The following is an 18419-nucleotide window of genomic DNA, read 5'->3' as shown; positions in this document are numbered from 1 at the left end:
GGATCAAACTCTCCAATAAGAGTATTGATTGCTCAATAGTTTGTTACTTTAGAATTAAACGTTGACACTTGTATTGTGTTCAGTTTTCAAAGAACTTTTTTAAAGTTTCGCTATCGTTGCTCTCTTGAAGCAACTTTATTATAATATCATTTATAATTTCGATAGTCAACAACTTTTTTTATTTCTTTTTTATTTCAACACCGCATCTCAGCGGCAGATTTATAATATACCACCTCTGAACTTTTAAGGCAAGCCTTTTTAAATAAAAAAATTATACTAGAAAAGTTTTTCGATTGAATCCATAAAAAAATAGAGTGGAAATCCACTCTATTACTCAAATTATTTATGGCGCATTTGTGGGAATAGTAATACATCCCTTATTGAAGGAGAATTAGTTAATAGCATAACGAGTCTATCTATACCAATTCCTAATCCACCTGTTGGAGGTAAACCATATTCTAATGCTTCTACGAAATCTTCATCCATCATATGCGCTTCGTCATTTCCTTGCTCTCTTTCTTTCAGTTGAGCTTCAAATCTTTGACGTTGATCAATCGGGTCATTTAATTCTGTGAAGGCATTAGCATGTTCTCTAGCAACAATGAATAGCTCGAAACGATCTGTGAATCTAGGATCTTCAGGATTCTTCTTCGCTAATGGCGAAATCTCTACTGGATGTCCATAGATGAATGTTGGTTGGATGAGTTTCTCTTCAATTTTTTGTTCAAAGAACTCGTTAACAATATGACCATACTGCATATTGTCATTGATTTCAACATTATGTTCCTTCGCAAGCTGTCTTGCTTCTTCTAGACTCATTTCCTTCCAGAAATCTACGCCTACATATTCTTTAATGGCATCTACCATGTGGAGTCGTTTCCACTCCGGCTTTAAGTCAATCTCATATTCACCATAGGTTACAGTTGTAGTTCCTAGTACCTCTTGGGCAATATGAGCTACTAAGTTTTCTGTTAAGCTCATGATGTCTTTATAGTCTGCATAAGCTTCATAAAGTTCAATCATTGTGAATTCGGGGTTATGGCGTGTTGATACACCTTCATTACGGAATACCCGGCCGATTTCATATACTTTTTCTAAGCCACCAACAATAAGGCGCTTTAGGTGTAACTCAATCGCAATACGCATATATAATGGGATATCTAACGCATTATGATGAGTAATGAACGGTTTTGCCGATGCTCCACCAGGGATTGAATGCATCATTGGTGTTTCAACTTCCAGGTAACCATGGTCGTCAAGATAGCGTCTCATCGCTCGGATGATTTTACTTCGTGTAATAAACGTTTCTTTGCTTTCCGGGCTCATGATTAAGTCTAAATAACGTTGGCGATAGCGCTGCTCTACGTCCTTTAGACCATGGAACTTATCTGGTAGTGGACGTAATGCTTTTGATAAAAGTTCAAATGAAGAAACTTTAATAGAAAGCTCCCCTACTTTTGTTTTGAAGACTGTACCAGTTACTCCGACAATATCACCTAGGTCAGCAATATTAAATATCTCATATTGTTCTTCCCCAACTGCATCTAGACGTACATATAGTTGAATTTGACTAGTTAGATCTTGAATATGGGTAAATCCAGCCTTCCCTTTACCACGCTTTGTCATAATACGACCAGCAATGGTAACCGTGATTTCTTTTTCATCTAATTGCTCTTTTGTAAATCCATCGTATAAATCGATTAACTCACGTGTGCTATGGGTTCTTTCAAATCTCTTACCGAAAGGGTCTACGCCCATTTCACGCAATGTATGTAGCTTTTCTCTTCTGACAATCAATTGGTCATTTAATTCCTCATGATTCATTTCCATCAACTCCTATTTTGTCACTCATCTATGAAAAACCGTAAATATATAACTTGTCCTATTCCAATATAAACGTAAAGCAGAAAAACTGCCAGTAATTAACTGGCAGTGGGTTGCTTACGGGTATTATAGTGTAGGGAACTATTGATGTCAAACAACCTTAGCATTGTTTTCTTGCTTTTTTTCTACTTCTTCAACGAAGCTTTGTAAAGCTGACACTAATTCATCTCGTGTATTGCAGTTGTTGACATCGTTACGCACTATTGCATTTCCACGGATTCCTTTTAGATACCACGCAGCATGCTTTCGAAATTCCCTTACCGCAATGTTTTCATTCTTTAAGTTAATTAGACGATCTAAATGAAGAATTGAAACATCAATTTTTTCCCTTACGCTTGGTTCTTCAATTAGTTCACCAGTTTCTAAATATTTAACTGTTTGATAAATCATCCATGGGTTTCCTAGTGCTGCACGGCCAATCATTACACCGTCACAACCGGTTTCATCAAGCATACGTCTTGCATCTTGTGGTGTTTTAACGTCGCCATTTCCGATAACAGGGATGTTTACCGATTCTTTTACTTGTTTAATAATATCCCAGTTCGCAAACCCTTCGTACATTTGAACACGAGTTCTCCCATGCATGGCTACTGCTTGACCACCAGCACGTTCTACCGCTTGGGCATTTTGAATGGCAAAAATATGGTCTTCGTCCCAGCCCATCCGCATTTTTACAGTAACTGGTTTGTCAACTGCATCAACTACCGCTGAAACCATCTCATAAATCTTATTAGGATCTAATAGCCACTTTGCCCCTGCATCACATTTCGTAATTTTTGGTACAGGGCATCCCATGTTAATATCAATAATATCCGCAGTTGTATTTTTATCAACAAACTTAGCCGCTTCCACTAACGTTTCTTTTTCTCCTCCAAAAATTTGAAGGCTAAGTGGCTTTTCACGTTCATCTATATAAAGCATTCCCATTGTTCTAGCATTTTTATAGAGAATTGCTTTATCACTTACCATTTCCGCACAAACTAATCCTGCACCAAATTCCTTAACCGTTAGACGGAATGCAGAGTTACACACCCCAGCCATCGGTGCAAGAACAACTTGGTTCTTCATTTCGATATTGCCTATTTTTAACACGGTAACCCTCCTTTCCTTCTATTTCTGACACTATTTAATCAACCTCTTTAGGACGTAAGTCATCAAGTGGTACTTTTAATATATCTGCAACCTCTTGTAAAAATATCTTGCTAGGCATCCGTGTTCCCCGCTCTACTTCTCCAACAAGAGACACCGATACCCCGAGGTCTTTTGCCAAACTCTCTTGGGTATACCCTTTTAATTTTCGAAAAGCACGAATACGTCTTCCCCATTTCTCCGCTTCCATATACGCACACCTTCTCTGTCTTGTAATTCCTCTAGTAGTAAGGATAATGGTTTTGTTACTGCCGGAATTTCTATATCCTGGTCTATTTCAGCTAATGGTACCATAACAAATGCTCGTTCTGTCATTCGGGGGTGGGGAACAATAAGACGCTCTGTTTCAATATTTTCTTGATTAAACAGTAAAATGTCAAGGTCGAGTGTTCGAGGACCCCACCTTATTTTCCTTTCCCTACCAGATTCAAGCTCTATACTCTGCAAAACGTCTAGTAAATGCAATGGTTGTAAATCGGTATTTACTTTAATTACCATATTTAAGAATCGGTCTTGATCCTCATAACCAACTGGATCCGTTTCATAAATTGAAGAAAAACCAATAATCGCTATCTTTTTTTCTTCAATAGCTTTTAATGATGAATATAAATAGGACTCCCGGTTACCTATATTTGTACCCAAGGCGATATAAGCTGTATTATTCACTACCCTCGACTCCTCGTGATCTCTACCGCTACGGATTGAAGCTGCCCTGGTATTGGTGGGTCAGGCTTGATTACTTTTATTGTGCAACTAGAGACCAATGGAAAATGAGCTAAAATAGCGGTAGCCATTTTTTCTGCTACTGCCTCAAGCAACTTGTACGGTTTTCCCTCTACAATTTCCTTACATAGGTTGTAAAGCTCCCCATAGTGAACCGAGTAACTTAAATTATCCGTTTCACCCGCTTGTTTAACATCCACTTCTACCATGAGGTCCACGAAGAAGCGTTGTCCTAGCTTTGTTTCTTCCGGGAAAACACCATGATAGCCATAAAATTGCATTTGGTTCACATAAATTTTATCCATTATCGTTATTCCCCTTTACCAATAAGGACATCCATCATTTTAGCAAGTCTAGCATTCACCCTCACATTGTGTACACGGACGATATCACAGCCCTTTTGGATACCGAGGCAAGTCGTTGCACCAGTTGCTTCATCACGTTCCTTTGGTGGCAAATCGAAAATTTTTCCAATAAAGGACTTCCTTGATGTTCCTAGTAGGATTGGGTAACCTAGGTCAGAAAACCGGTCTAGTTGACGAATCGTTTCAATATTTCCTTCAAAAGTTTTTGCAAAGCCTACTCCCGGGTCTATGATGATATTCTCATCCTTCACACCCGCAGCTTTTACAATTTCAATGCTTTCTTTTAAATCAACGATCATATCATCAATAAGATTCTTATAGTCTTTATTGTCTCGGTTATGCATGAGAATAATCGGCACTTGATAGGTTGCCGCCACTTCTGCCATTTTAGGGTCTGCTTTTGCCCCCCAAATATCATTAATAATATGTGCTCCAGCTTCAATGGCCTGCTTTGCTACTTCAGACTTGTAGGTATCAATCGAAATAGGTACGTGAACTTCCTTTACCAACGCCTTAATGATTGGAACCACTCTAGCAATCTCTTCTTCATCAGAAATTATTTCATGTCCAGGCCTTGTCGATTCACCACCAACATCAATAATATCTGCACCATTCTCGACCATTTCTTTGGCGTGCCGAATAGCGGCATCTAGGTCAATATAGGAACCACCATCTGAAAATGAATCAGGTGTGATATTTAGAATTCCCATGATCATCGTTTTTTTCGAAAAATCTAATTGATAAGGACCACATGTTAGTGTTGGTCTGCTCGCTCTGCTTTGGTCCATTTCTCAAACTCCTTTGTTATTCATTTATATAATATAAGCCTGTCTTGAAAATGGAATATATGTACTTAAAACAGGCACTCTGATTTTTTAGTTTGATCCTACTTCACTTTTATTACTGATGAATTGTTTAATTACATTTTCAATCAGTTGCTTCCCAGCAATAGTCATTATGGACTCTGGATGAAATTGGACACCCTCGATCGGATACTCCTTGTGACGGATGGCCATGATCTCACCCTCTGCTGTTTCAGCTGATATTTCAAAACACGCAGGAATTGTTTCCTTTTTAACGATTAGGGAATGATATCGAGTAGCTGTAAAAGGCTGTTCAAGTCCTGAAAAGATAGTTTTACCATCATGAATAATTTCGGATGTTTTGCCATGCATAAGCCTTTGGGCTTTTATTACATCTCCACCAAACGATTGGGCAATCGATTGATGACCAAGGCAAACACCAAAAATTGGTATACGCCCTGCAAAATGAGAGATTGTCTCAAGACTAATTCCTGCCTCATTCGGCGTACAAGGCCCAGGGGAAATCATGATTAAATCGGGGGATAAATCCTCTATTTCCTGGACTGTAATTTCATCGTTTCTTTTGACGATGATCTCTTCTCCTAATTCTCCCACATACTGCACTAAATTAAATGTAAACGAGTCATAATTATCAATCATTACGATCATCTTAGCTCACCTCATACTCTTATTTTTTTAAAACTCTACTTCACTCAGCTCTGTGTTAACATCTATAGATCGTCTATTTTTATATTTTACATGATATACGATTACTGGTACACCATTGAATTGAAAAAAGAGTCTAATCCTATAAGGATAGACTCTTTTGTATGTTGACAAACATCTTTACTTATTGCTCATCAAATTGATAAAGGACAGTACTTAAGTAACGCTCACCATTGTCAGGGACAATTGCAAGTACTTTCTTGCCTTTACCTAATTTTTTCGCAACTTGGAGTGCAGCAAAGATAGCCGCACCAGAAGAAATACCTACTAGGAATCCTTCCTCTTGACCTGTACGGCGTGCATATTCGATTGCTTCTTCATTTTTAACTGTAAACACTTCATCATAAATTTCAGTGTTTAAAACGCTCGGTACAAAGTTTGCACCTATTCCTTGGATTTTATGAGGACCCGGTTTCCCACCAGAAAGAATGGCAGAGTCAGCTGGTTCTACTGCAACAATATGGATGTTTGGATATTTCTCCTTTAAAACCGTACCTGCTCCAGTTATTGTTCCACCTGTACCAATACCAGATACAAATGCATCTAATTGGTCACCCATCTGCTCAACAATTTCTTTACCAGTCGTTAAACGGTGAATTTCAGGATTTGCTTCATTATCAAATTGTTGTGCCATGAAATAGCCATGTTCTTTAACAAGCTCTTCCGCCTTGTTAACAGCACCTTTCATTCCTTCAGAACCAGGTGTTAACACAAGCTCCGCTCCATATGCACGTAAAAGGTTACGACGCTCGATACTCATAGTATCAGGCATTACTAGGATTGCCTTTAATCCTTTAGCAGCTGCAACCATTGCTAAACCGATACCAGTGTTTCCACTAGTTGGCTCAATAATTGTGTCACCTGGTTTTAGTTCCCCTTTTTTCTCCGCTGCTTCAATCATAGCTAATGCAATTCTATCTTTTACACTGCTACCTGGGTTAAAGAACTCAAGCTTCACATAAACATCAGCACTATTTTCGTCAACTAAGTGGTTAAGCTTTACAACTGGTGTTTGACCGATTAACTCATAGATTGAATTTGCTACTCTTGTCATGATTCCACCCTCAATCCCTACTATTTTTATTGGTTTTATCTACAATTTAACAACTCCAACCGTAAAAGTCAATGAATTTGCCACTTGCAGTTTGTGAATTTTCCCTACTAAATCAAATACGCCTTTGCGTATTTGCGCCCAGATTTTAGGCCCACAGGAAGTGGGTCATAAAGACGTTGCCACACGATGTGGCGTTCTTAGTCTTTGATCTTACCGATCGAAAAACTTCCATTGAAAATCTGTGGCATCCGCCGGAGGCTGTAACTTAATTAGTTGGGGTTTTAACTAATTAAGTTACTGTTGTTTTTCAAAGAACCACTTCACATTAAGTTCTTTCCAAAATGGCTCTACAGAGATTGTTCCATTCATCTGGTCAATTGCGATTTGGCGCTTGATTTGATCCTTAACATCTTCATAGGAATAGGTTACTGCATCAATTACCTCATGAAGGATAACCACCGCATAACCATCCTCTACTTGGATCGGTTCGCTCCACTCATTTAGATTCAGATTTTCAGCAACTTCTAAATAGGTGTCTGGTGCATACCCATTATCCGCATTTACATATCCAAGTTCACCGCCACGATTTGCTGAAAACTCATCAATCGATTTCTCCATTGCAAGTGCAGAAAAGCTCGAACCATTTTTTAATTCATCCCGTACCTGTTCCGCCGTTTCCTTTGTTTTCACAACAATATGGGAAAGGTGATATGATTTTGGAATTTCATATAAATGCTTATTTTCTTTATAAAAATGTTTCATTTCCTCTTCGGAAATAACAGCATCTTTTGTTAAAAGTTCTTCTAATAAAATGCTTAACTCAATTTGTTCCTTCCAGTGCTCGTCATTTATTTTTTCATTGTCAATCGTGTTATACATCGTCTTTATTAACGTTAATTCACGATCAATCGCATCTTCAGATAAGGTAATATGATGTTTTTCGGCCATTTGACGAACAACTTCTTCATCAATCATTTCTTCTAAAATTTGTTTCCCGTATCGACCTTCAAGTTCATTTAACCATTGTTGTCTTGTGATGGTTATATCCCCAATTGTCGCAACTACTTCTTCTTCACCGCTCGCGACAACAGCTTTTGATGCCTTAACCGTTTGTTCCTCTGGTTTAGCTACTGTAAAGTAAACAATCGACAAACAGTTTGTGATAACGAGAGCAGCAATAATTGACCACACTTTCTTTTGATTCATCTTCCCATCTCCCATTACCTTACTTTGCTTGGTTTTTTAATTCTATTAACTCATCTTTTGAAAAATGATACTTTTCATTACAAAAATGACATTGTGCCTCAGCTTTACCGTCTTCTTCAATCATTGCCTCGATTTCATCTGTGCCAAGGCTGATAATCGCACGTTCAATCCGTTCTTTTGAGCAAGGGCAGACAAAGGATACTGGCATCTTTTCAAGAATTTTAAGGTGGTCTTTGCCAATAATCTCTGCTAAGATATCCTCCGGTGTAAGTCCCTTCTCAATCATCTTTGAGATTGGTTCTATTTCTTGTAGTCTTTTTTCAATTCGAGAAATGGTAACCTCATCAGTTCCTGGCATAAGCTGAATGAGGAAGCCTCCAGCAGCTAAAATTGAATTATCTGGGTTAACTAAAACCCCTACTCCAACTGATGAAGGAGTCTGCTCAGAAGTAACGAGATAATAGGTGAAATCCTCTCCTAATTCTCCAGAAACAATTGGAACTTGACCTGAAAATTGTTCCCTCATGCCAATATCCTTCACAACTGTTAACGTACCATCTGTTCCAACAGCTCTTCTTACATCCAGTTTCCCGTGCTCATTTAAGTCAAAATGCGTTTGTGGATTCGTTACATATCCTCTTACTTCACCTTTCGCATTTGTATCGACAAGGATAATTCCAATTGGTCCTCCACCCTCAACTTTGATTGTCAGCTTGACTTCGCCCTTTAGGGTGGCCCCTAACATAACTCCTGCTGTCATCGTTCTTCCAAGTGCAGCAGACGCAGTCGGCCATGTATAATGGCGTCTTTGAGCCTCAGCAACTGTTTCTGTTGAATCTATTGCATATGCGCGAACCTGTCCATCATAGGCTAATGCCTTAATTAAATAATCACTCATTGTTTTTTCTCCTTTTCATGTTGTTCGTTGATGTAATCAGCCTTTTGTTTCCGTATTGCGTTGATAGATAAGCTGCAAGCCTTTTAATGTTAAAAATGGGTCAACCTCATCAATCGCATTTGATTCAGCAGCGATTAATGCAGCTAGTCCACCTGTCGCAATTACTTTTGGTTTTTCAATTGCCTGTGCTTTGATGCGGGCTACTATACCTTCAACCTGACCAACGTAACCAAATAATATACCTGCTTGCATTGCACTTACCGTGTTTCTTCCAATCACACCTTCTGGACGGGCAATTTCAATTCTTGGCAACTTAGCAGCCCTTGAATATAAAGCCTCTGTTGAAATGGCTATTCCGGGTGCAATCGCTCCACCCATGTATTGCTTCTTCTCATTTATGTAGCAGTATGTTGTGGCTGTACCGAAATCAACAATGATGAGTGGACTTCCATGTAAATGAATTCCCGCAACAGCATTGACGATCCTGTCAGCACCCACTTCCTTCGGGTTATCATATTTTATGTTTAGGCCTGTCTTAATACCTGGTCCGACCACCATTGGCTTTATACCAAAATACTTTAGGCACATTCGTTCCAAAGCAAACATAATCGGTGGAACGACAGAGGACATTATAATGCCTTTAATATCTTTGAAGGTTAATCCTTCATGTTCTAATAATGACTTGATAACAAGTCCATATTCATCTTCTGTTTTGTTTCGACTTGTTTCAATTCTCCAATGATGTTTTAATACATTATTTTCAAATACCCCTAAAACCATATTCGTGTTTCCTACATCAAAAACAAAAATCATGAAGTACCCCCAACATATAACGTATGACTTTGCAAACATCATACCACACCTGCTTTTTAGTATTCCACAATTAACTTTACTCAGTCGGGCTATACACGAAAACAAAAAGGTGTCTACAAATTCGTTGTAGACACCTCTTACTTTACTCTTCTTTATTCTTGTTTTCGCCTTCAGTTACTTCATTCTCTTTTTTAGAGTTAATTGTAACTTTTACATCTTCTTTCGGTTTGTCTGCTTCTTCAAGCGTTACTGGTCGGTCAGGTAATTTACCTTCTTCGAATAAGCTCTTAATTTGGGCAGCATCTAAAGTTTCAACCTCAAGTAATGTCTCTGCGATAAGCTTAAGTTTATCTTGATTTTCTGTAAGGATTTGACGAGCTTTCTCGTAGCTTTCCTTAATAAAGCGTTGAATTTCAAGGTCAATTTCGTGTGCAATAGCATCACTATAGTTTTGCTCATTGTGGATATCGCGTCCTAAGAACACTTGACCACCCTGCGCTTGACCAAATTGAAGAGGACCTAATTTTTCACTCATTCCATATTCGGTAACCATTTTGCGAGCAATGCCTGTAGCACGTTGGAAGTCATTGTGAGCACCTGTACTCACTTCTCCAAATGTAATTTCTTCTGCTACACGACCACCTAATAGACCTGTGATTTTATCCAACAATTCAGGTTTTGTCATGAAGTAACGGTCTTCCTTAGGAAGCATTACTGCATAACCGCCGGCTTGACCACGAGGCACGATCGTTACCTTGTGAACCATATCCGCTTCATCAAGTACCATTCCAATAACGGTATGCCCCGCTTCGTGGAACGCTACGATATTGCGTTCTTTTTTCGAAATGACACGGTTCTTTTTCGCTGGACCCGCAATTACGCGGTCTGAAGCTTCATCAAGATCCGTCATATCGATTTTCTTCTTGTTTTGTCGAGCAGCAACGAGTGCTGCTTCGTTAAGTAAGTTTTCTAGGTCTGCACCTGAGAATCCTGGAGTTCTTGCAGCGATAGCTTTTAGATCAACCGATTCATCAAAAGGCTTATTACGAGCATGAACTCGTAAAACCGCTTCTCTTCCTTTAACATCCGGACGGTCAACTGTAATTTGACGGTCAAAACGTCCTGGACGTAGAAGGGCAGGATCTAGAATGTCTGGGCGGTTTGTTGCTGCAACGATGATGATACCTTCGTTTGCACCGAATCCGTCCATCTCAACTAGCAATTGGTTTAAGGTTTGCTCACGCTCATCATGACCGCCACCAAGACCAGCACCACGCTGACGTCCAACTGCATCAATTTCATCTATAAAAATGATACATGGCGCATTTTTCTTAGCATTTTCAAATAAGTCACGAACACGTGAAGCACCGACCCCTACGAACATTTCAACGAAATCCGAACCACTGATAGAGAAGAATGGAACTCCCGCTTCACCAGCAGCCGCACGAGCAAGCAATGTTTTACCTGTTCCAGGAGGTCCAACAAGGAGGATCCCTTTTGGAATTCTTGCACCTAGATCAGCAAATTTACGTGGGTCCTTCAAAAACTCAACTACTTCAATAAGCTCTTGCTTCTCTTCGTCCGCACCTGCCACATCTTTAAATCTAACCTTTTTCTTTTCTTCGCTATATAACTTCGCTTTACTCTTACCGAAGTTCATAACCCTACTGCCGCCGCCTTGGGCTTGGTTAAGTAGGAAGAAGAATAAAATAAAGATGATAACAAATGGGATAATCGACGTAAAGAAGGTTACCCAACCACTTGTTTCCTTCGCTTTAAGTATATCTACGTCTGCGTTCTTCGCAGCTTCATAAATCCGATCTACTTCTTTTTGGCTTCCGATAATATTTGTTACAAAATATTGATCCTCTTTGTAGCCATTTAATTGGCCTCTTACTTCAAAGACGCCTCTTTCGGGTTGTACCGTGATATTTTTTACATCTCCAGTTTCGAGATGTTCAACAAACTTTCCATATTTCATCACTTCAGGCTGGCCATTGGCTCCTTGGAAGAAGCTAACCACTCCGATTATGACTAAAAATATGAGTAAATAGAATATGACGTTTCTAAAAATCCGATTCATCCCTTACCTCCTCCCGCAGTGAACAAACTATAGTAAATAGTATCATAGATAATAATTGCTATTCAAATGATTTACGTTCAACCTGCCAATAGGTTTCAAAAAAGTATAAGTTTTTCCGCAAAAAACTTATTTTGAATAGACCTCAGGTTTTAAAACACCGATATACGGCAAGTTGCGGTATTTCTCAGCATAGTCGAGACCGTAACCAACAACAAACTCATCGGGAACAATAAACCCAACATAGTCTGCATTAATATCAGCCTTTCTTCCAGTAGGCTTATCCAAAAGTGTCACAATTTTAATGGATTTTGCCTTGCGATAACGGAATAATTCAACGATATAGCTTAGTGTTAGACCACTATCGATAATATCTTCAATTACTAGGATATCTCTTCCCTCTACAGAAGTATCCAAGTCCTTGATGATTTTTACCTCACCAGAAGATACGGTTGAGTTTCCGTAACTTGACACATCCATAAAATCCATTTCTAAGTATGTATCTACCCTTTTTAACAGATCGCCCATAAAAGGCATAGCTCCTTTTAGTATTCCAATGGCTAAAGGAAATTTATCCTTATAGTCCTCTGTTAAAGTATTACCTAATTCTTTAATTTTTTGCTGTAATTCTTCCTCAGAAAATAAAACCTTCTCAATATCCTGCTTCATTCTTTAAAGCCCCCTAAAATCATTGCGTGTATTGTAGTACGATATAGTGTGATTTTGTTTTACATGTTGCTTCATGTGATGACTTTTTCAATCCTGGAAGCCACAAAATCTCTCCTTGTTCATCCTCGACGATCGGCCAGAGGTTACGCCGGTGAAGGGGTATTTTTTCATCGATGAAGATATCCTTCACTTTTTTAGAACCATTCATTCCTTTTAGCGTCATTTTATCTCCGTTTTTTCTCGTACGGACATAAATGGGCAATTGGATATTGTCTGGATCGATGACGAAACAGTCATTTCCGACCAAGCTTCTAGGATAGTTCCTCCACACTTGACTCTTTATCTCACTACCATCTTCAAGTTTATAAAGCCCAGGTGAATCAATCTGGAATCGATAGGGGCTTACGTTATCCTTATAATCCGTATAAGTATATGTACAACTATCATAAGATTTTACAATTCGTAACCCCGAAGGAAAATGCAATTCTCCGGATGGATGGTTACTCTCCAAGAAGGTTAACAAATTGTCGATATGTATGGCAGAAAGAGAAGGAGGAAGTTCTTTGTAGAGATAGTTTAATATTAGTTGAATCCCTCTTCTTTGTAAAGATTTTGGCATTGCTAAAAAGGTAGATATTTCAATCTCTATTTTGTTACCTTCATTCCTTTTCATTACTTTATTCATTTTCTCACTTGTTAATTCATCTAAAACCTGATTATCCTCTGTGATGTATTGACTAAATCGCAAAAAATGTTCATGCACCGCAGGATTTTCCTGTTTTAAAAATGGAAGAACATGATGTCTAAATCGGTTTCGTACATAGTCGTCTTTTTCATTTGAGGGATCGCGTCTTGGCATAAGATTCATTTTGAGGCAATACTCTTCAATTTCGTCTCTTGTTACTGCTAAAAATGGACGAATAATCGATCCGCATGAAAACGGTCGGTTTATTTGTATACCTGCGTATCCGATTCCTTTACTGCCTCTTACCAACCTCATTAAAATCGTTTCAACTTGATCATCCCCATGATGTCCAAGTGCTAAATGATCTGCTTGATATTTTCTCATCAATTCATTAAAAAAATGATACCGTATTTCTCTAGCTGCTACCTGAGAGCTTAAATTATGTTTCTTTTTATAGGATGTGACATCGAATTGGATCGATTTAAAAGGAATTTGATACTTTTCACAAAATCCCTTTACGTATAATAAATCCTCCTCTGATTCTTTCCCTCTAAACATATGGTCAACATGGGCAGCAATAAGTGTTGAATATGAACCCTTTTGATGATGATACAAATAATGCAGTAAAGCAAGGGAATCCGGGCCACCAGATACCCCTACTATTATTGTTGAGTCCTTCTTTATTAATTCATGTTTCTCAATAAACTGGTTTACTTTTTCAATCATTGTTGGACCAATCCTTTTTATGGACTAAAGAATACGTTTATCGTATCACTTTCCAAAACATTTTTACAGAACTTGTCCATACAGATAAAGTAGATACCCGAGTGATACAAAGAGAAGCAACAATACCGTTTCAAGAACGCCGCCCTTTTGTTTTTTGGGCGTCGGTTGTTTATTTACCCTCGATAGATTTGGACTGGATTGTTTACTTCTTGTTGGTTTAGTCTTCGTTTGTGGCTTTCTTGCCGCCCGTGTTTTTTGGACAGAAGGTTGATCCTTACTAGCTTGGCTTAACTTCATGACTAAATCTTTTCTCATGTCTTGCGCGCGCAGATATTTTCCATCTATCGCTTGATAAAGGACATTATCTATTTTCCGTAGAGACTCCGTATTAGCAATGATTGATTTCAGTTGTTTTACGGGTTGATCTGTTCTTGTAAACCGGTTCGGATAGGCTGTATTAATCATAATCATCGCCACTGCAAATAAATCATAAGAAGGTTCTGCTTTTCTCGAGCCTGCTCCCCAATATCCACGGTCAAAAAACTCGGTAAACTCCTTTATAGCTCTACCTTGCACAGTTGTTCCACCAACATCAATACATCGTATTTTAGGAGGGTTTCCAGTAACAAGTAGATTGTCAGGTTTTAAGTCGCCGAATACCCATCCTTCCTGATGGAGTCTGTCTAAATCAGCTAATAACTGCAAACAAAGAATTCCAGTCCATTCTTTTCCTCTTTTTTCAATGAAAGACAAAAAGCTTTCTCCACGAATATATTCCATTACATAAAAGGAGATTGGGCTAGTGACACCCGGTCTAATCCAATCATCTACATCTATAAAAGAAGGTCCAAGGGCAGAGCCTTGGACCTTTGAAAAGTGTTTAAGTACATTCACCTCTGACGTAATGGTCACGCCATTTTCACTTATTTTTAATGCCACAGGGCCATTCATACTTTCCGCTAAATAGACAATACCATTGGCACCTTGTCCTAAAGGTCTCACAATACGATATGATTTTTTATGCCATTTTCCAGTGATAACAGTACCAGGGGAAACCTTACATACCTGACTCTTCGTAGTATTGTTCATCATCACGAGACAACAAGCTCCTTAATGATCTTTTTTTCTTGAAGTGGGTAAGTGCTTCACGAATCGCTGGACCAGTTGGCGTGATTCCACCGGTTGTTAGCTTTGGAAAAATACTAGATAAGGATTCTAGTCTCGGCGTCCAATCTAATACCCTTTCGACTTCGACTTTTTTCCCAGGAAATACAAACACTGAAAATTGATTGTCTCCCATTCTCGAATTTAGACTAATAGAGAGATCTAGTAAGGCTTCTTTAACAGTTGGCAACTTGTGCTTCATACTTGCACTCGTATCCACTAAAACTAATACCTCCAAATCAACCGTTTCACCAAGCTCATCAACTACCTCCATTACTTCTCCACGTTTCTCTGGCGGAAGGTCCTCCATCGATGTCTTCGATCCAAGGATTTGCTGAAGCTCCTTGTTAACCACCCCTTGTAGGGTTTGGGTCATCGCTTGTTTTGTCACCATTTGAACAGTTTGTGATAACTGTGTGGAATAGACGATTTGGCTTACGCCTCCACCAGCAGTTGCCATTCCCTCTATTTCCTGCATTCCTTGTTCATCAATCGTGTCCTGCTCTACTACTCCAATAACATTAATCGTAATTCCTTGCTCTCTAGCAAGAGCAGCCATTGCAATCGGATCTTCCCCTTGGTTCGAACAACCATCCGTAATTAATAGAATTTGCTTCAATGTGCCTTTTTGCACGTTCCATCCCCTCCAACTGATTAAAGTTAGTAACAGGATGGACAAAATAATAGTCTTTTAAACCCCTTTCGATAGAATCAAATCGCCTTACTCTTTGTTTTCTGGTACGCATACGCAGGGATTGCTGCCCATTTTGGTGTATTATGTTTAATCTTTGTCACAACAATTGTCATATCATCTTCAATTTGCCCTGATCTTGTGCGGATTACCTCCTCCATAATCAAATCTGCAATCTCTTGCGGATCATTCGTTTGGATTTCTTTTATCTTGCGTTTCATCCACATATCATGATTTTCAACATGCTTTGGACCTTCAAAAATGCCATCGCTCATCATGATTAATAGGTCACCAGCCTTTAATTGTTCATCAACTACCTCCACTTCAAAGTCCTCAATGATTCCCATTGGTAGATTACTTGCCTGTATTTTACTAATTTTGTCTCCTCTCTTTATATAACTTGGCGTCGAACCAATTTTTAAGAACTTCGCACTTGCGTCTTGTAGATCAATAACCGCTAAATCTAGTGTCGAGAATATCTCATCTGTTGTTCGTAAATTGAGTATTGAGTTGACTGATTTTATCGCAACTTTTTCTTCAATACCAGATTGAAGGATCTTCTTTAATAGCTCCAAGGTTTCATTGCTTTCGTAATGAGCACGTTCTCCATTACCCATTCCATCACTGATGGCAACCGCATGCTTTCCAACCCCTAACTCAATTGTTGAATAGCTGTCGCCCGATACAAGTCCTCCACCCTTGGCAGCGTGGGCAACACCTGTATCAATGACATAAGCCTTTGCTGAGCCTAGGGTTACATGACAATATCCGTTTGGATAAACTGAGCATTCCTCCCTTTTTACGAGAATGGTTTCTTCAAGAATATCGGATAACATTGGTGCAATTAATTTTTCACACTCCCCACTTCCATTGCAATATGGAATACTTAATTCGATATCTACATTTCCTTGTTCCACACTATATATCTCTACATGCCCTATTTGAATACCAAATGACTGTAATGCATCGAGTATTTGTTCCTCTAACAAATGATGGTTTTCACCTTCGCGCTGAATCTCCTTGGCAAAATCACTCATTACCTGAGAGACACCTAATAATTGATCGGCTACTAGTTTTCTACTTTCCTTTACTTGTTTCTTAAGCTTTTGATTTGCTTGATAATACGTAAATTCCTGCTCGACTGCTTCAATTACCTTTTTCGATCGTACACAATGCTTTTCCCAGTCTCTCGTAAGCTTGTGATTATATATGAGAGAATTTGTTTCACAACCATGCATAATATCCTTCATGTAGTCATATGTTTTATTAAAGTTCTTGGACCAGCACGCCTCCTTTTTGAAACACGATTGGCACGTTTTTTCCGTTACATTGCTTAGAAATAGATCAACTTCGCGGTCCTTATCCTCATCGTCAACGGGATATCCATATTCTGAAAAACTATTAGATAAAGCTTCAAACACAGTTGAAAATTGCGAAACGCGATGTGCTGTTACATCACGAATTTTACGAAGGTATTGCTGTTGTTCTGCACTATGTTCAGGTGTACCTGGAATATTCTTTGCCACTTTGCTTATTAAACCTTTAGGCGTTAGTAAAAATAGAAGAATTGCAACACCAGATTCATATAAAGTAGGAATAATATGACTCGCGCCTTCTCCGTAAAGGCCAATTAAGAGCGTTCCTACAATCAACCCAAGTGCCACTCCGGCTTTTTTTCCTTCTTTTAAGAGACCACCTAGCAAACCTGAAAAAGCGAGAAGACTCATTTGGTACAAGCTAGTCACATTAGCTAGGCTTAAAATAAGACCAGTTACAACCCCTACAGTTGAACCAATAGTCGCTCCTGCTACAAATGCAAACAAGAGGACGACATACCTTGAAAGAATATTTGAAATGGACATCTCATATACGAGCCAGCCCATTGTTCCTGTTAACACAGAGGCAATTAAGATAATCAAACAAATGACTTCTTCCGTTTTAAACGAGTGTCTCCTTCGTTTCTCTGTTAATAATGGTACGCTTTGCAGAAATATTAAGGTTAAGATAAAGGCCAGACCTGAACCAACACCGATCATTACCCCATCATGTATTGTGATTGTACCTTGTGTAAGATAAAGAATTCCCACCTTAGTTATTGCAGATGAAATTAACACAAGTGTTGGCAACGCTTTAATTAAATCCACCTTAAACCGCTGAAGAACCTTATAGATTACAAGAAAGAAGACAATGGATAGAAATGTAAAAATAGTCACATCAGCTGAAAGGGTAAACGATCCCGCGATTACAGCTGCCATTGCTATGCCCGCCTTCCCCTTTTTCATCATGAAGACCGCTGCGAAAAACGGTAATGCGAAGGGGGTTAATTCATTCAGGATAAGAGCTCGTCCTAATAAAAACCCGACTACTACTAGTAAAAGCCCTTTTAGTAGAAATAGATTTATAAGTTTTGCTTGAAAACGTTGAAACCATTTAGACACAGTATCCTGCGTTTTTTCAATGGCTACATCTGTGATGGGCGCACTTAGATTCCTCTCTATTCTTTCCATTTACAAACACTCCCCGTATTTAATAGTTGTCTGTTATTATACAGTTGCAGAGATACGTATTTTGTCAAAACAACAGGAGCAAAAGGAAAAAACATTCGACTGCTTGTCCAGTATTCCAACAAAATAAATGTCATATGACGAATTATAGGAGTGTAATTTAATCCCTTCGCGGGAAATTTTATAGAATATCGTTTGTATTGCGCGAATTTTTGTATTATTTTCCTTCAATACAAAAAATATTGACGAATGAATAGACAGAAGGTATTATATAACTTG

The 18419-nt window shown here is 38.7% G+C and carries 17 protein-coding genes; all 17 read right to left on the bottom strand.

The features are described 5' to 3' along the window. Positions 1-339: 339 nt before the first annotated feature. The 17 genes from lysS to spoIIE all read right to left on the bottom strand — a co-directional run bounded on the left by lysS (position 340) and on the right by spoIIE (position 18143). Positions 340-1824 (bottom strand): lysine--tRNA ligase, encoded by a 1485-nt coding sequence (gene lysS, locus ACFSFW_RS10005; protein WP_304220239.1) that lies wholly within the window; start codon positions 1822-1824, stop codon positions 340-342. A 150-nt stretch (positions 1825-1974) separates the two neighbouring features. Then, positions 1975-2976 carry a tRNA dihydrouridine synthase DusB gene (dusB, locus tag ACFSFW_RS10000; protein ID WP_304220238.1) on the bottom strand — a complete coding sequence of 334 codons (1002 nt, stop codon included), beginning with the start codon at positions 2974-2976 and terminating at the stop codon, positions 1975-1977. A gap of 34 nt (positions 2977-3010) precedes the next feature. After that, positions 3011-3223, bottom strand: a complete 213-nt coding sequence (locus ACFSFW_RS09995) for a helix-turn-helix domain-containing protein (RefSeq protein ID WP_099353492.1) — start codon at positions 3221-3223, stop codon at positions 3011-3013. Continuing rightward, positions 3175-3699 (bottom strand): 2-amino-4-hydroxy-6-hydroxymethyldihydropteridine diphosphokinase, encoded by a 525-nt coding sequence (gene folK / locus ACFSFW_RS09990; RefSeq protein ID WP_388037626.1) that lies wholly within the window; start codon positions 3697-3699, stop codon positions 3175-3177. Before folK ends, ACFSFW_RS09995 begins: the two co-directional genes overlap by 49 nt. Next, complete coding sequence (folB, locus tag ACFSFW_RS09985) at positions 3699-4061, bottom strand: dihydroneopterin aldolase (RefSeq protein ID WP_304220236.1); 363 nt, start codon at positions 4059-4061, stop codon at positions 3699-3701. The genes folK and folB overlap by 1 nt, the downstream gene beginning before the upstream one ends. A 5-nt stretch (positions 4062-4066) precedes the next feature. After that, complete coding sequence (folP, locus tag ACFSFW_RS09980) at positions 4067-4909, bottom strand: dihydropteroate synthase (protein WP_388037623.1); 843 nt, start codon at positions 4907-4909, stop codon at positions 4067-4069. Positions 4910-4996: 87 nt separating this feature from the next. After that, positions 4997-5593 (bottom strand): aminodeoxychorismate/anthranilate synthase component II, encoded by a 597-nt coding sequence (gene pabA / locus ACFSFW_RS09975; protein WP_304220234.1) that lies wholly within the window; start codon positions 5591-5593, stop codon positions 4997-4999. A gap of 181 nt (positions 5594-5774) precedes the next feature. Then, the gene (cysK, locus tag ACFSFW_RS09970; RefSeq protein ID WP_304220233.1) at positions 5775-6704 is read right to left on the bottom strand and encodes a cysteine synthase A; all 930 of its coding nucleotides are present in this window, start codon (positions 6702-6704) and stop codon (positions 5775-5777) included. A gap of 294 nt (positions 6705-6998) precedes the next feature. Continuing rightward, positions 6999-7910 (bottom strand): peptidyl-prolyl cis-trans isomerase, encoded by a 912-nt coding sequence (locus ACFSFW_RS09965; RefSeq protein WP_304220232.1) that lies wholly within the window; start codon positions 7908-7910, stop codon positions 6999-7001. 19 nt (positions 7911-7929) lie between these two features. Then, on the bottom strand, positions 7930-8808 hold the full coding sequence (gene hslO, locus ACFSFW_RS09960) for an Hsp33 family molecular chaperone HslO (RefSeq protein ID WP_388037620.1): 879 nt from the start codon (positions 8806-8808) through the stop codon (positions 7930-7932). Between the two features lie 36 nt (positions 8809-8844). Continuing rightward, positions 8845-9621 (bottom strand): type III pantothenate kinase, encoded by a 777-nt coding sequence (locus ACFSFW_RS09955; RefSeq protein WP_304220230.1) that lies wholly within the window; start codon positions 9619-9621, stop codon positions 8845-8847. 142 nt (positions 9622-9763) lie between these two features. Then, the gene (ftsH, locus tag ACFSFW_RS09950; protein WP_304220229.1) at positions 9764-11704 is read right to left on the bottom strand and encodes an ATP-dependent zinc metalloprotease FtsH; all 1941 of its coding nucleotides are present in this window, start codon (positions 11702-11704) and stop codon (positions 9764-9766) included. A gap of 126 nt (positions 11705-11830) precedes the next feature. Further along, positions 11831-12370: a hypoxanthine phosphoribosyltransferase gene (gene hpt / locus ACFSFW_RS09945; protein WP_099353502.1), complete on the bottom strand. Its 540-nt coding sequence runs from the start codon at positions 12368-12370 to the stop codon at positions 11831-11833. Positions 12371-12389: 19 nt separating this feature from the next. Beyond that, positions 12390-13781 (bottom strand): tRNA lysidine(34) synthetase TilS, encoded by a 1392-nt coding sequence (gene tilS / locus ACFSFW_RS09940; protein ID WP_388037617.1) that lies wholly within the window; start codon positions 13779-13781, stop codon positions 12390-12392. A gap of 63 nt (positions 13782-13844) precedes the next feature. Then, a complete protein-coding gene (gene prkT / locus ACFSFW_RS09935) occupies positions 13845-14873 on the bottom strand; it encodes a serine/threonine protein kinase PrkT (RefSeq protein WP_388037615.1) in 1029 nt (342 codons plus the stop codon). Continuing rightward, positions 14839-15579 (bottom strand): vWA domain-containing protein, encoded by a 741-nt coding sequence (locus ACFSFW_RS09930; protein ID WP_099353505.1) that lies wholly within the window; start codon positions 15577-15579, stop codon positions 14839-14841. Before ACFSFW_RS09930 ends, prkT begins: the two co-directional genes overlap by 35 nt. Positions 15580-15656: 77 nt before the next feature. Beyond that, positions 15657-18143, bottom strand: coding sequence for a stage II sporulation protein E (spoIIE, locus tag ACFSFW_RS09925; protein WP_304220227.1), 2487 nt, complete (start codon positions 18141-18143; stop codon positions 15657-15659). Positions 18144-18419 lie beyond the last annotated feature (276 nt).

Source organism: Ferdinandcohnia salidurans, assembly GCF_042680725.1.
In the GTDB taxonomy this organism is placed as follows: domain Bacteria; phylum Bacillota; class Bacilli; order Bacillales; family Bacillaceae_L; genus Ferdinandcohnia; species Ferdinandcohnia salidurans.
The sequence above is the reverse complement of the archived record's forward strand: the minus strand, read 5'-3'. Positions and strand labels throughout refer to the sequence as shown.